We start from the raw sequence: 14,333 nt of genomic DNA on the forward strand, positions 1-14,333 counted from the left end.
TCACGAATGATATACCTCGCTTTCCATATAGTCAGCAATCCTTTTTCCAGTTATGGCGGAAAGCAGAATGCCGTTTCGATAATGCCCCGTCGCAAGAATGAGACCCTCTTTATGTGGATGAGGACCGATATAAGGAATTCCTGATTCTGTTTGCGGACGGATGCCTCCCCATGCTTTTTCAAAACAAGCACCACTTAGTTCAGGAACGATCTGTTTTGTCTTCTCCATTAATTCAAAGAGACCTGAAAATGTAACTTCTTCATCAAAGACGTGTGGTGTACTTGTCGCGCCAACAAATATTGTGTTTTCTCGCTTTGGAACGAGGTAACAGTTTTTGTATTTTACCGTACCTGTGAGTAGCGGACGCTGTGTTTTAAAAGAAAGACATTCCCCTTTTACCGGCACCATTTTTAGTGAAGGTTCTAGATCAGAGCTCCACACCCCACCAGCTACTATGACGGAATCAGCATGAAACGTTTCTTTCGTTGTTATGACACCTGTCACCCTGTTGCCAGTTTGAAGAAGCTGAACCACTTCCGTATGCTCTTTTATCTCGGCACCGAGAATCTCTGCGGACTGATATAGGGCTCGAGTAAGCTTAACTGGTGACACTTGACCATCTTTTTCAAAATAGAGAGCTCCCTTTACAAGTGGCGACAACGCAGGTTCTTTCCTAAGCAGGTCGTGTGCTGGAAGCCAAAAAACTGCTTCACCTTGATCTTGACGCTTGGCCGCTTCTCTTTTTAGTTCATCCGCTTCTTCCTCTGTAAACGCCAGTTCATAGATTCCTTTTTGAATGAGTTCGATGTCTATCCCGCAAACGTTGAAAAGCTCCTGTGATAGAGAGCTGAAGGAATCCCGACTTTCTTTTGCCAAGGAATAGAGTGGATGGTCGGTCTTAAACTCCATCTCAGCTCCGAGCATGCCGGCTGCAGCACTAGACGCCTTACTTCCTATGGTTTCTTTTTCAAGAAGCAGCATACGTTTGTTTTGTTTACAAAGCTCATAGGCGATGGAACAGCCGATCACGCCGCCTCCAATAATGATGGCATCATACGTTGTGCGCATCCCACACCTCCAGTTGTTGTTTGTACAGTTTTACAGCTTGTAGTGGTGATTTTGCTTCTAAAATACCTGACATGACGGCGATTCCAGATGCACCTGTTTTAATGACATTCCGTACGTTTTCTGATGTGATGCCTCCGATCGCGATGACCGGAAGTGTAGTTTGATCCACTACACGTTGAAGCTGATCTAACCCTCTTGGCTCCGCATTACGTTTGGAAGCCGTCTTAAAAATATGACCATACATGATGAAGTCGGCGCCGCTTTGTTCAGCATCCTGTGCTTCTGAAACAGAATGAACAGAGCAGCCCATCACCATTTCAGGCAGAGCTCTTCGCACTTGTGACACATCTAAACTGTGATGTGCCAGCTGAACACCTTTTACGCCTGTGCAAAGTGCTACATCCACTCGATCATTTACAATAATTTTAGTGGAAGGCACTCCTGCTTTCTGAAGACGTTCGATAAGATGACTGACTTCTTTGGCAGACTTTGTTTTTTCCCGTACATGCAACATCGTCATATACGGATGAATGCTTTCCGCTATAGTTACTAACTCATCAACACTTTGCCTGCCCGTGGTAATCACATGAAGCTGTTTTTCCACAATAAAAAACCACCTCCTTTATGTAGCAAAGAGGTGGTTTCACAGTTTTAAGAAAAATGGCAAGTTTATCTGATCCACACACCACTTCCCTACGCTGGTTCTAACCAAATCAGGTTCCAAGGGTCTTAAAGTTCACTCTAATCTCAGCCTTAACAAAGGCACCCCTAGTAGTAATGATTATTTAATTTTCTATAAGACTAGTTTAACGTTTAAGGGCTTTCATAACAACCAGTGAGTTATATTAATACATTTATTATCACCTTTCATGTCTAATTGTCGCTCACCTAGGGAATACCATTTACATGAATTAAATGAGGAGTGTGGTGTGAATGAAGTATTTTATCAACGTTAACAAAAGTGTAGAAGAAGAGTATGGAAAGATGTTTGTTTATGATCCTGAACGCAACAAGGAGAACGAAGACGAGCTAGAAGTGTTGAACAATCTTGACGAACAAGACAAAGGAAAACCTTATATTTTTCCGAAAAGCTTCTTGTTAGAGGTTTCGGCTGAGGATTATAAGAGGTATGCTGAGGCAAAAAGAAATAATAAAGATCTGAAATCAGTTACTGAGGCTATATTAGAAAGGTATAAAAGATAAGAGCTACCGAATTAAGTAGTTCTTTTTGCTCTATGAGTCAAAATCTCATTCCTATGAGTCTAAACTAGGTTTCTATGGGTCTAACTCGCCAATCTATGAGTCAAAATAGATGTTCGATGAGTCCTGCTTCATTCTATGAGTCAAAATCCAAGCTTTATGGGTCTAAGCTAAAACTCTTTGGGTCATTCCCCCATTTCCCCACTCAAAAAGGATGCCTCATCATGAGGCACCCCTTTTTTACGGACGAATAAACATCTGTGTCCAATATGTCTTGTATCCTGTTGTACCTTTTATATAACCCACACCAATTTGTGAGAAGTTATCACTTAAAATGTTTGCTTTGTGACCTGGGCTATTTATCCAACCTGTCATAACGGCACTTGTTGTCGTATAACCAGCAGCAATATTTTCTCCTGCAGAAGTATACGTGATACCAAACTGTTTCATCATATCAAACGGTGAGCCATATGTTGGAGACGTGTGGTCAAAATAGTTTTTTACGAGCATATCCCTAGATTTTTCTCTTGCTACATTGCTCAATGTAGGGTTTAAAGATAACTCTTTCTTGCCGTTATTTAAACGATATTTATTAACAGAAAAAAACGTTTCAAGTTCATACACATTTTGCTTACTAATTGTTCCAGTAGATAAGTGAGTTTTATATGTTGGATCGGTTAGATGAAGTGATCCTGTTTCTTTATAAGTTGCTGTATTTGAACTTTCATCCCAAGTTACATCAAATCCGTATGCTTCCCCAACTAAACGGAGGGGTATGTATGTACGATTATTAATAATAGCTGGTTTAACATCAGATTGCTGAATATAGAATTTATTACTAAATTGTTTTTCTAAAAATGGTGAATGAATGTTGATAGCAAGCTTAGCCGTTGTTCCAGCCTTTGATAATTGCGAGGTAACCATGTTTGTTGATGAATTCCATTTTACTTCAGCGTTCATTGATTCAAAAACCGGTCTGAGCGGAACTAACAATCTATTGTTTTTCACAATAGGTTTCTCATCTGGAAAAACAACACTATTATTTCCAATTTTCACATTAAATGATTCCGCAGATACGTCTGCGCTATTAATTCCTAGGACTAATAGACCTGTAGCAAGTAGACTCACAAAATACTTCATACTCTTACCCCCTCTAAAATCATATATGAATATAGCATATTTTTTCTTAAGTAAATCTTTAAAACTAAAACAGTAAAGAAAATGTAATCTAAGGAAAAAGATGCCACTCCCCAAGAGAAGCAGCACCCTATCAAACTAATTCTTATTAATCGTCATCAAGATATCCTTCGTGTTCTTACCAATCGCTCCACCGTCATTTTTGAAAATAGTAGATTTATTCTCTTCTGACGGTTCGATATGAATGTTCAGCTTGTTCTCTCCTGCACTCAAGTTTACCGTGTGCGTGAACGTCATGTCATCGTTAATCGTAACCGGCTGACCGTTGATCGTCATCACACCTTCTTTAATGGCATTTCCTTTTAGGGTGATCGTGTCTGATGTTACAGTCTGGCCATCCGTATGAGAGGTAACGACAACCGGCATATCGATCCATCGTAGGATCTTATCTTGAACGACCATCGAATTACCGCCTTGGTTCGTGACAACAAAACTCAGGTCTGTTCCTGTTGCACCATATCCGTAATAGCTTACATCATCATCGTTTGGATTACCCGGTGTATGGTCAGCAAGACCCTCTTGATCCCAAGAGCTGTTCTTTGCGTATTTGTACGTAATGACTTCACCTTCTTGCGCTTCAAACGTATATTCATAATCGTTTGTTACGGCGCCGCCACGCGTCATCTTCCACGCACCTGTGTTCCAGCCGTTCTTGCTGCCTGGCATCGTAATATCCACGCCTTGTGGTGTATAGGCTGGTGCGTTCACTTTCATTGTGACTTTTACCATAACAAGGTCAGGCGTAACCTGAACGGCGTTCGACTTCACACTGTTACCGGCTTTGTCATAGATGTGCACTTCGTAACTGTAGACTTTTCCGTTCGTTACGTTCAGATCTTTATACGTTGTGGCACTTGTATCAAGGACTTGGTCAATGACTTCTCCATCACGAACAATCGTGAACAGATATGGCTCGTTCGCTCCTTCTACAGACCACTTCAGATTCACTTGTCCTGACTCTTGCGCTGGTTTCTCTAATGTTACAGATGTTGCAGGAGCAGTCGTGTCATCGCCTTTTGTAAAGGTAACCGTCTTTGTTTCACTTGTGACCCACGTTCTGCCTAGGTCGGTTGAGAACGCGTAACGATATTGATACGCTCCCTCTTTAAAAGGTAAGAAATCTGCGCTAAACGTGTTGAATTCTCCGTTTTGTGCTGTGTACGTTCCTTTGTGAGATGTCCAGTTCGTCTTGCCTGGCTCTTTTACTTGCAGCTCACTCTGTAATCCTTCTGCTACATCGGTCTCTGTTTCACCAGTGATTTTGATATCTGCTGAAACCGTTTGTGGCTTAGATAGGTCGATCACACCATTCTTTAACGCTGTTACATTTGAAATGTTATAGTTTCCGTCCTTTAACGCCACATGAGGAATCGCAGCTTTTGATTCTGTTTTTAGAGATTCGTTGTTGTTTTTATCAATTGCAACGACAGCGAAATAGTATTTACGTCCGTTATCCAAGTTATCAATCTTAATTGAGTTGCCTTTCGTTTCTGCTACCTTTTCATAAAAAGCACCAGAGATTGTGGTCTGATAGACAGCGTAACGTTTTGCGTCACCTTTCCATGAAAGCGAAACAGAGTGACTGCTTTCTGACGCTTTTACATCTTTCACCGCTTTTGGCGCTTTCAGATTCTGGTGCTTATCCGAAACGAGCATACGACCACTCATCGCAGGAACGGTTACTGTTAGCTTTCCATCCTTTACAGCTGTTTTGTATTTTTTGTTAAGCTGATCTGTTAGCTTTACGTTGTTTACGATCAGCTTCTTCACGTCCAGTTCAACGGTCTTATCTTCGTTGCCGCGGTTTGTGATTACAAGAGCTGCATTCTTCTTATCTGTACGTGCGTAAGCAAGCACATCTTTTTCAGCGTATAGATGGTGAAGCTCACCATAGCTGAAGAGATCATGGTAATCACTACGCACTTTTCCAATGTTTTGATAATGCTTTACAAGATTTTTGTCTTCAGAGCCCCATGGATATGTTCTTCGGTCGTCCGGATCTTTAGAGCCCGTAACGCCCGCCTCATCTCCATAATAAAGAGTTGGTGCACCAGCATACCCCATCTGTAAGATCGCCGCGAGCTTCAGTCGTTTTACGCCTAGCTCGTGGTCATACTTTGGATCCAGTTCAGCACGCTCGTAAGAATCTGTTCCGTTTCCTAGGATAAACGCTGCACGAGGTGTATCATGAGAGCCCATCAAGTTCATAAGCGCATAGAATGCTTCTTGTGGGTAATCTTCAAACACTGCGTTCATCTGGTTTTCTGCGCCTTCTGCGTTACCGTTCTTCAAGTAATCGATCATCGCACCGCGGAAACGGTAGTTCATCACAGAATCATACAGATCGCCAAGGAAGTATTCAGATGCATCATCCCAGATCTCACCTAGGATTAATGGATCTTCTTTCTTGCCTTCCTTCAGTTCTTTTCGGAACTCTCTCCAAAACTCTGTATCTACTTCGTTCGCAACGTCCAATCGCCAGCCTGATGCGCCACGATCTAGCCATGATTTTGCAGCAGAATCTTTGTCATACATGATATAGTCTGCGAACGGCTTGTTGTTCAACTCAGAATCATAGTCTACTGCTTCACCTGGAATCGATTTGATTTCCGGAAGTGAGTCAAAGCCCCACCACGCCTGGTATTTATAAACGCCGTTCACTTTTTCGTTCTCGATGTTAAACCAGTTATGGAAGCCGTATGGACTAAACTCTTGTCCTTCTTTCTTAAACTTCGCTTCTGTTTGTTTTTTCGCTTCTGTTTCTGTTAAGCCTTTCGTACTCATCAGGTCGTAGATGCTTGCCCAATATTCGTAAGCTCCGACCGTTTTATATTTTCCGTATCGGTCAAAATAGATCGAATCGTCTCCAACATGGTTGAATACACCATCGAGGATTAAGTGCATCTTGCGTTTTTTTAGTTCTTTTGTAAAAGCCTTAAATTCTTCTGGTGACCCAAACATCGGATCCATCGCTTTATAGTCCGTCGCATCATACTTATGGTTGGATGCTGCATGTGCGACCGGGTTTAAGTAAAGTGTATTAACGCCAAGTGACTCGATATAGTCTAATTTCTTCTGGATACCAGCAATATCGCCGCCAAAGAAATCGTTCGACCAAATCTCGTCTCCATCATAGCCTTCTGTTTCTGCTTGACGAGGGTTGTCTGGCAGCTCATTCCAATCTCTGTGCTCGATCGGCTCAGTGCCACGCGCTGTTGTTTTTGCTTTATCGTTCTTTTTGTTTCCGTTATAAAAACGGTCCGGGAAAATCTGATACACAACCGACTCTTTCATCCAGTCAGGTGTTTTATAAGACGGATCGTACACGGTCATCTGGAATAGAGCGGCGTTCGTATCGGCTGCTGCTCCTTTTCCACCTTCACCCGTATCTTCTCCATATTCTTTTACCGCATCTCCATCACGCGCGGTGAATTTATAGCCGTACACACCTTTTTCTTCAGGTGTAACTGTAGCTTCCCACAGCTCAATGTCTTCGCCGTTCACTGTCGTCCAGCCAGCATTCACCATATCTTTTACCGTTGTATTGCCGGAGTTATAGTTACGAAGATATAGCTTTGCGCCAGTCAGATCGCCCTTTTTCGTTTGAAGGCGCAGTGTTACGTCTTGTCCAGCTTTGATCGCTCCAAACGGCGCGCGAAACGCTTCGTTCCATGTATCATGGTGAAGCTTGCCTGCGTTCACGCTGCCATCAGGAAGACCCGCGTCATAGTTCGTGTACACTTCTTTTGTGTCATGATTGTAGAAAAACGTGATCTCTGAGTCTTTTAGTACGTTCAATTTCAAGTTGTCTGTCGGGTAATTTGGTGCATCCCAATTGTTGCCGAGCACAATCTTAAATTCGTGCTTTCCTTTTGGCACTTGTGCGGTGTATGTGTAGATGTTGTCACCGTCTTCATCTTGTAAAAGAGCGGTTGATTCACCAGGTGTCCACTCGCCACCTGCTCCGATATCCGGCTGGATGTCACCTACGATTCGCGGTGTTTTTTCGGCAGGAAGTGGTTCTGGAATCGTTAATTTATGAGTCGTATCGTCGTAAACGAATGTCACTTCTTTTTCCGTGTCGATCGTCAGCTTGTAGTTGTCGCCACCTTGTTTTCCGTCCACTCCATAGTTCTCATCCCAAGAACCATTGATCGCCACCTTGTATTCATAGGTGCCGGCAGGAAGTTTTCCAGTAAGCTTGTACTTTCCGTTCGGTTGAAGTTCCATTTTTGTAGCAGTGTCTGCAGGGTTCCAGTCACTTGAACCGCCAAGTTCAGATTGCAGATCTCCAACAAGCGTCACGGTGCGCTCCACAGCTTTTGTTGAAGATGGTTGTATGAGTAATGCAGATGCAAACGTTTGCAAAATTAGCGTAAAAAGCAGTAACCAAGAAACTCTGTTGCTAGATTTCATTTTCCTCACTTCATTTCCCCCTTTAATTGGTGTGCAAATTAGCGAAAGCGTTTGCACAAATGCTTTTAAGATAACGCTTTCATTCCTTTTATTATGCCATGTTTTCTTTACTTGGAAATGAGCCGTTCGGCTGATAAAAATGATCTTAAATGGGTATATTTTCATATTTTTCAGATAATAGGGATCGAAATACGGAATGCGATTATTATTTTGGGTTTGTATAGCACTGTAGGTTATTGAGATGTGTGGGAATGCGGGAACTTTGTATGTAAACAGGTGTAGGATGTGCGTAATGCGTGTCGAAATGTGTGTAAGTTATCTTGAAGTGTGCGTGGATTACCAATATAAGTGCGAACGTGTAATATTTATAAGAACGTGTACCGTAAAAACACTACCAACTTTGATATCACCTTCATCTAAACAAAAAACCGGGTCCTCTCTGGAAGGTAGAGGCCCGGCGCTTCTTTTATCTTATTCAGCTGACTCTTCCGTTGATTCCTCATCTGTTGAAGTTTCTTCTTCTGTAGAACCTTCCTCATCAGTTTTTGTCTCTTCGTCTTGAGTCTCTGTTTCTTCCGTATTCGTTTCTTCCTCAGTGTTCGTGTCTTCCGCGTTGCTACATGCAGTGATCAAAAATATTGCCATAAGAGATGCTCCGATTTTAGCCAAAAACGTTTTGCTCATTGTTCAATTGCTCCCTTCGGATTTTCAATATGATTTTTGCATGAGTATGGGATTTCTCTGTCCCTGTTCAGAATATATCATGAAAAAAACCCAAAAAGACGCAATTTACCAAGTCATAACGGAGACTTTACAATTCTTAAATCAGCTTTATATTGGCTTAATAATTATAGATCATAATGCAGCACATATTGCGGCCCGACTGGACCAGGTTTGATCTGACCGCGATCTACAAAGCCTACTTTTTCGTAAAGCTTTTTTGCTAAATCGTTCTTAAAGTTAACGGCTAGGATCAGTTCGTTTACTTCCGGAAAGTGTTTGGAAACAAACAGAGGCAGCTGCAGCATCGCAACTTTTGCGTACCCTTTTCCTTGATGGGGATGATTGATGGATAGTGCACGAATGACCATCGCATTCGGATTGGCAGTAAAATCTCGAATGTTCTCTCCCTTATGCAGAACGACAAAACCGACTGTTTTGCCGTTTGCTTCAATAACCACAGGTTGACGTCCTGAATCTTCTTCGCATTTTTTTAAAGCCTCATTCGGCATGGCCGTGAATTTTTCTTGCTCCTGAGGTAAATAAAACGCGTTTAACGCTTCTCGATGTATTTCATTAAAGAATGTTAGTGATGTGTTTGTCATCTATGTAACTCCTGTTCGGGTTTATTGAGTAATGAGTGACTCTGCAGCTTCCAGCCAAGTTTTTGCCATAAGTTCATTTCCTTTTCGTCTCATATGAACGCCATCTGTTGTTAAGGACACATCTGGCTTTTTGTTTAGGTGATTGATAAAAACATCATGTGTAGGAACGAGCACGGCTTTAAATTCTTTTGCTAACTTTCGGACCACTTCCACATACGGAATCAACAGCTGATTTCCTTGAGATTCTGTGTTCTCTTTTATAATCGTAGGTTCCATTAGGACAAGTTTTGTTTTTGTTGAAAGTTGAGAAAGCAATCCTCGGTACACTTCTTCAAACTGAGAAACATCGATCTGCTGTAATTGAGGGCTATCGAGCTGTCTCCACACATCGTTGATTCCGATAGAAACGGATAGGAGATCAGGCTCCAGGTCGATTACATCTCGCTGCCAACGAAACGCAAGGTCTGTTACGCGATGTCCGTTCACACCTTTATTGATCACTGTTACTTCCTTTGGCAAGACTTCTTTAATCATGCGAACGTATCCGTCTCCCAGTCGATCTGGATCTGTGTTTTTATTTGAAGCTGTGATGCTGTCACCGATAAAAATAATCTTCATATCCATTTTCCTCCCTGTTTTCTTTATTCTATTTTATCATGTTGAAGCGAAATGTTAGGTTTTAGAGGATTTTACATACTTTCTTTGAATATCTATAAAAAATCCTTTTTTAAGGAGGGTATATCATGCTTGAAACAGCGGTTCAACAACCGAAATCGTTCGGCCAAACTGAAATGAGACCGTCATACCGAATGGATTTGCGTCAGTATAGAGACAGGAAAGAATATGAAAAGTTTGTAAAAGTAAATACGGTAAACGATTGGTCCACTGTGACGTGGAAAGACATTGGCAAGCCATATGAGGTGACTTCTTTTTCAAAGGAAAAAACAGAGTGGGAACAAACACACGGTGAGATGCTTCCGGTTCATACATCCTGGACGATGTTCAACCAGTCGTTTCACGAATGGTTCTCTAAGGATGTACCCGCTGAGATTGGAGATAAAAAGAACGCTTTTTTAAAAAGTTTAACAAGCTTTAAGCCTAGCGAAGTAAAGACGGCACTCGGTGATTACGTGCGAATTCACCTCTGGAATTATGTGCACCGTATTCAGGATGGTATCTGGGATCCGCGCGGAAAGAGAGCTTTGTTTGAAGGCCTGGACGTTCTGAAGCCTCGCATTCTATTTTTGGGTGCTGCTGAAGGATATGAGGCGATGCAGCTGTCTGCGATGTATCCTGACGGTGAAGTGGTGATGGTGGATTATGACCCGTTCTGCCGAGATGCACGGTTTGCAGAGTTTCCTGAATCTTATCCGTTTTTGGGGAAAAATTCACGAACGGGTGGAGATAAAGTTTATTATAAAAACGACTTCAACATCTCGTATGTCGTGGATGATATCCGCAATCTGCCATATGGTAGAGAGTTCGATATTGTGCTCAGCGTCGGGTTGTTAGAGCATTTTCCTGACTCTATGAAAGCCGAAGTCGTTGAATGGCATCGAAAATTCTTAAAACCGAGTGGCTATATCGTGATGACGACACCTCGTGCGCAAATGCGTTCTAAGCTGTATTACGAGATCATGGCGGATGTGATGAATCATACGTACAGGGAGCTGATGACGTTAGAGCAGATGGGACTCTATCTGCATGAGAACGGACTAGAGATTTTGCGACACGGGTACATCAAGGTGCATAACGGGATCGTGGCGAGGGCGAAATAGGCTGGAAACCTGGAGAGAGTTCCAGGTTTTTTATTTTGATCGGGTTGGAAGGTTGCCGTTCAGCAAATTCTCCAATGATGTGTGATCAAGCAGATCTGCAACAACATCGCGAACGAGGCGCCATAACGGCTGCAACAGACAAGCTTGTTCCTCGAGTGGACAATGTTCGTATGCCGTAACGCTCACACAGCTCATCGGAGCGAGCGGACCTTCTATATCTCGAACAATATCGCCAATACAGATTTGTGAAGGTTCAATTTTTAATGTATAGCCCCCACTCGCTCCTCTTTTACTTTTCACGTAGCCTAAGTTTTTTAAGAGCAACAGAATTTGTTCTAAGTAATTAGAAGGAACCAGGGTCTCTCTTGCAATATCCTTTGTTTGAACCAGTTGCGGGTATTGTGCACCTAACACGATTAACGCCCGAAGCGCATATTCCCCTTTGCTCGAGATCTTCATACCCCTCCTCCTCCCCATCTCTATCACTCTATGGGTAACCGTAAGATTTATACCGGATTTATCTGTCCATTTTTCAATTGTGCCGTAACGCTCGTCCCTCAAGCTTCATACCTTATACAAAGGCGACTACGTTTATCAACAATGTCGTCAAAGGCAGCAAGGGGGAAATGGAAGTTGGATATTTTACAAAAAATCGAGCGTGTGTTTAGCACGGTTTCGGACATAGATAGAGCAAATGCAGCGAATATCATGCTACAGCTCTCTCCTACTTTTCAAGATGTAGAGAAACATTTATCAACTCCACAGGATTTAGAATATGGAAGGAATGTTCTTTTTAAAAATGAACGTGTTGAGGTGCTATTAGTCTTTTTACCTCCTTTCTCAAAAACACTCGTGCATGATCATGGATTCTCTTCGGGATGGATTTATGTGGTAGAAGGTTCTGTATTGAATCTTTTGTACAGAAAGGGAAACGATGGTGTGAGCTATGAAAGAAGTGAATATTACCCAAAAGGTGAGCTGTTTTCTGTCGAGGGAGATACGACGCACGCGATGTACAATCCTACATTCTCGGCAACGGTGACTCTTCATATCTATTCTCCTCCACTCGGGACCGGAAAGGTGTACAAGCCTCATGAGTAAATATGGTGAACACTATATTCATAGCTTAAAAGATGCTCGTTCTGTGTGGCTGAACGGTCGTGTGACAGATGTTACGACAGATCCTCATTTTGCTGGCACATTATCTACGATCAGTTCTTTATTCGATATGATGGATTGTGCTGAGAATCAGGATAAGGTTAGCGAGGTACAGCATGTTAGAGGTCAAGCGCAACGCATACACACGTCTTTTTTAGTTCCTCATTCACAGGATGATCTGCTAAAAAGAAGGATCGCTTTTGAAGCTTGGAGCAGAGCGACTTCAGGCGTGATGAGCCGTTTGTCTGACTATGCCAGATCCCGTATAACAGGATGGTATGCGAACCGATCGGCATATGACGCTTACGATAAGCAATTTGCAGAAAAGATAAAAACGTATTATGAAACAGCTGGAGTTGAGCACCGTTTTCTAACGGTTGTTCAGCGTGATCCACAGATTAATCGCAGTGCGGGTGGTGAGGTGAATCCAGAAGAGCTCGGTCTACTTCGTATCACAAGAAAAACGAGCGAAGGGGTGTATGTGAGTGGTGGCAAGATGATCGCTACAGCCGCTCCGTATTCTCAAGATCTGATTGTGTTTCCTGTTGCGAAGTGGGGTGAAAAGGAGAAAGCGTTGGCATCGGCACTGATCGTTCCGGCGAACAGCAAGGGCTTGCATATGATTTGCAGAGCGGGTTTTGATTCTGGCAATGTGGCGCGCACTGATTATCCGCTTAGTTCCGCTTATGATGAGATGGACGCGGTTTTGATTTTTGATGATGTATTGATTCCTTGGGAGAGAGTATTATTGTATGAAAATCCTGATGCGGTTTGGCAGTTTAAAAATGATTCTGTTGCAAACGCTCTTGCCTATCATCAAGCGATTGTTCGTCTTCAAGTAAAATTGGAGTTCACTGTTGCGATCGGGCATGCAATCGCAGAAAGCATCGGAGCCAATCAGTATTTGCACGTACAAGAAAAATTAGGTGAACTCCTTATGCAGAGTGAAACGATCAAAGGGCTTGTCATTGGGAGTGAATCGGCGGGTAAGTGTAATGATCAAGGTATTTTTCTGCCTCATTTTTCGTTTATTGAAACAGCAAGAAATCTCGGCACCACGTATTATCCGCGCGCGATCGAATTATTGCAGCTGATCGGAGCAGGCGGATTCATTCAAACGCCGTCTGTTATCGCAGATTTCGACGGACCGATCGGCCATCTGTTGGAAAAGTACTATAGGGGTAAAGACGTGGATGCAGTGGAAAAAACTAAGTTATTTAAACTGGCGTGGGATTTGATAGGCAGTTCGTTAGGCTCGAGACACGAATTGTATGAGCGTTTCTATGCCGGCGATCCCATCCGTAATAAAGCCGCTCAGTATATGGGGTACGATAAAGCGGCTCTTAGGAAGATGATTGATTTGTATTTGTGATGATTGGCGAACTATATATATTAATGTAACGTCCGTCATCTTATCCGGATTTATTTTGTTTAGCTCTGGACTTGAATAGTTCCGTTTCTTAACAAGTGTTTCTTTAATTCAGTGACAGATTTAACCATATAAGTAGGGTTTGCTTCTGTAAGTTCTTCGATTGAACCATACCCGTAAGTAACTCCTATTGAATCGATACCTGTGTTATGCGCCCCAATCATGTCATGTTTTCTGTCACCAATCATGATGAACGATTTCTTTGGTTGGTCGTTGTAATGGTGGAGGATGTGTTGGATGATCTCTGTTTTACTCGTACGTGTTCCATCGAGATTGCTGCCAACGATTAGGTCAAAATGGTGGTGGATGTTGAAATAATTTAAGATTTCTTCAGCAAAGACAGTAGGTTTAGAAGTTGCGATAACTAATGTATGGCCATTATCACTCAGTTCTTGAAGAAGTGAAGAAATATGTTCGTAAAGTGTATTCTCGTACATGCCTATGTCTTTAAATCTTTCTCGATAGTGCGTGATGGCAGTTTGAATCTGTGGTTCGTTAAAGTATAAAATTCTGAGAAAGATTGTTGAAGCGGTGGCCCGATAAAAGATTCTAAGTGATCAAGGTTCTCTTCTGTGATCCCCATTCTCTTGAGGGCAAATTGAACAGATTTTGTAATACCGATTTTAGGATCAGAAAGAGTGCCGTCTAGGTCAAACAAGATATATTCATAATTCTTCATCATGATTTATGCTCCTTCACAGTCTTATTTTGAAGCTAAAAATAAAAATAGCATAAAAAGAAAGCTTGAAATAGGACATACAC

General features: G+C 42.2%; 12 protein-coding genes, 1 pseudogene and 1 riboswitch. Of the genes and pseudogenes, 4 read left to right on the forward strand and 9 right to left on the reverse strand.

Features of this window, described 5'->3' with window-relative positions; all coding sequences use genetic code 11:
* Both thiO and tenI read right to left on the reverse strand, forming a co-directional pair.
* Positions 1-1,068 (reverse strand): glycine oxidase ThiO, encoded by a 1,068-nt coding sequence (thiO, locus tag I5J82_RS15675; protein WP_198768640.1) that lies wholly within the window; start codon positions 1,066-1,068, stop codon positions 1-3.
* Complete coding sequence (gene tenI, locus I5J82_RS15680) at positions 1,052-1,672, reverse strand: thiazole tautomerase TenI (protein WP_198768641.1); 621 nt, start codon at positions 1,670-1,672, stop codon at positions 1,052-1,054. Before tenI ends, thiO begins: the two co-directional genes overlap by 17 nt.
* Positions 1,673-1,741: 69 nt before the next feature.
* Positions 1,742-1,848, reverse strand: a riboswitch (TPP riboswitch).
* A gap of 153 nt (positions 1,849-2,001) precedes the next feature.
* Between tenI and I5J82_RS15685 the strand changes: the two genes are divergently transcribed.
* Positions 2,002-2,271 carry a hypothetical protein gene (locus tag I5J82_RS15685; RefSeq protein WP_198768642.1) on the forward strand — a complete coding sequence of 90 codons (270 nt, stop codon included), beginning with the start codon at positions 2,002-2,004 and terminating at the stop codon, positions 2,269-2,271.
* Between the two features lie 237 nt (positions 2,272-2,508).
* Here the strand turns inward: I5J82_RS15685 and I5J82_RS15690 are convergent, their stop codons facing one another.
* The 5 genes from I5J82_RS15690 to I5J82_RS15710 all read right to left on the reverse strand — a co-directional run bounded on the left by I5J82_RS15690 (position 2,509) and on the right by I5J82_RS15710 (position 9,824).
* Complete coding sequence (locus tag I5J82_RS15690) at positions 2,509-3,408, reverse strand: stalk domain-containing protein (protein ID WP_233096506.1); 900 nt, start codon at positions 3,406-3,408, stop codon at positions 2,509-2,511.
* Between the two features lie 135 nt (positions 3,409-3,543).
* Complete coding sequence (locus I5J82_RS15695) at positions 3,544-7,881, reverse strand: pullulanase X25 domain-containing protein (RefSeq protein ID WP_233096659.1); 4,338 nt, start codon at positions 7,879-7,881, stop codon at positions 3,544-3,546.
* 471 nt (positions 7,882-8,352) lie between these two features.
* Positions 8,353-8,565, reverse strand: coding sequence for a hypothetical protein (locus tag I5J82_RS15700; RefSeq protein WP_198768644.1), 213 nt, complete (start codon positions 8,563-8,565; stop codon positions 8,353-8,355).
* A gap of 164 nt (positions 8,566-8,729) precedes the next feature.
* On the reverse strand, positions 8,730-9,206 hold the full coding sequence (locus I5J82_RS15705) for a GNAT family N-acetyltransferase (protein ID WP_198768645.1): 477 nt from the start codon (positions 9,204-9,206) through the stop codon (positions 8,730-8,732).
* Positions 9,207-9,227: 21 nt separating this feature from the next.
* Positions 9,228-9,824, reverse strand: coding sequence for an SGNH/GDSL hydrolase family protein (locus I5J82_RS15710; protein ID WP_332873665.1), 597 nt, complete (start codon positions 9,822-9,824; stop codon positions 9,228-9,230).
* Positions 9,825-9,949: 125 nt separating this feature from the next.
* On the opposite strand from I5J82_RS15710, the gene I5J82_RS15715 reads away from it, so the two are divergent.
* Complete coding sequence (locus I5J82_RS15715; protein ID WP_198768647.1) at positions 9,950-10,984, forward strand: class I SAM-dependent methyltransferase; 1,035 nt, start codon at positions 9,950-9,952, stop codon at positions 10,982-10,984.
* Positions 10,985-11,014: 30 nt separating this feature from the next.
* On the opposite strand, the gene I5J82_RS15720 is transcribed toward I5J82_RS15715, so the two are convergent.
* Entirely contained in the window at positions 11,015-11,443 is a 429-nt protein-coding gene (locus tag I5J82_RS15720) for an RrF2 family transcriptional regulator (RefSeq protein WP_198768648.1), read from the reverse strand.
* 174 nt (positions 11,444-11,617) lie between these two features.
* Between I5J82_RS15720 and I5J82_RS15725 the strand changes: the two genes are divergently transcribed.
* Complete coding sequence (locus I5J82_RS15725; RefSeq protein WP_198768649.1) at positions 11,618-12,085, forward strand: cysteine dioxygenase; 468 nt, start codon at positions 11,618-11,620, stop codon at positions 12,083-12,085.
* Positions 12,078-13,514, forward strand: coding sequence for a 4-hydroxyphenylacetate 3-hydroxylase family protein (locus I5J82_RS15730; protein WP_198768650.1), 1,437 nt, complete (start codon positions 12,078-12,080; stop codon positions 13,512-13,514). Before I5J82_RS15725 ends, I5J82_RS15730 begins: the two co-directional genes overlap by 8 nt.
* Before the next feature lie 59 nt (positions 13,515-13,573).
* On the opposite strand, the pseudogene I5J82_RS15735 reads toward I5J82_RS15730, so the two are convergent.
* Positions 13,574-14,250 (reverse strand): annotated as a pseudogene (locus I5J82_RS15735) (HAD family hydrolase).
* Positions 14,251-14,333 lie beyond the last annotated feature (83 nt).

Source organism: Fictibacillus halophilus, assembly GCF_016401385.1.
Lineage (GTDB): Bacteria > Bacillota > Bacilli > Bacillales > Fictibacillaceae > Fictibacillus > Fictibacillus halophilus.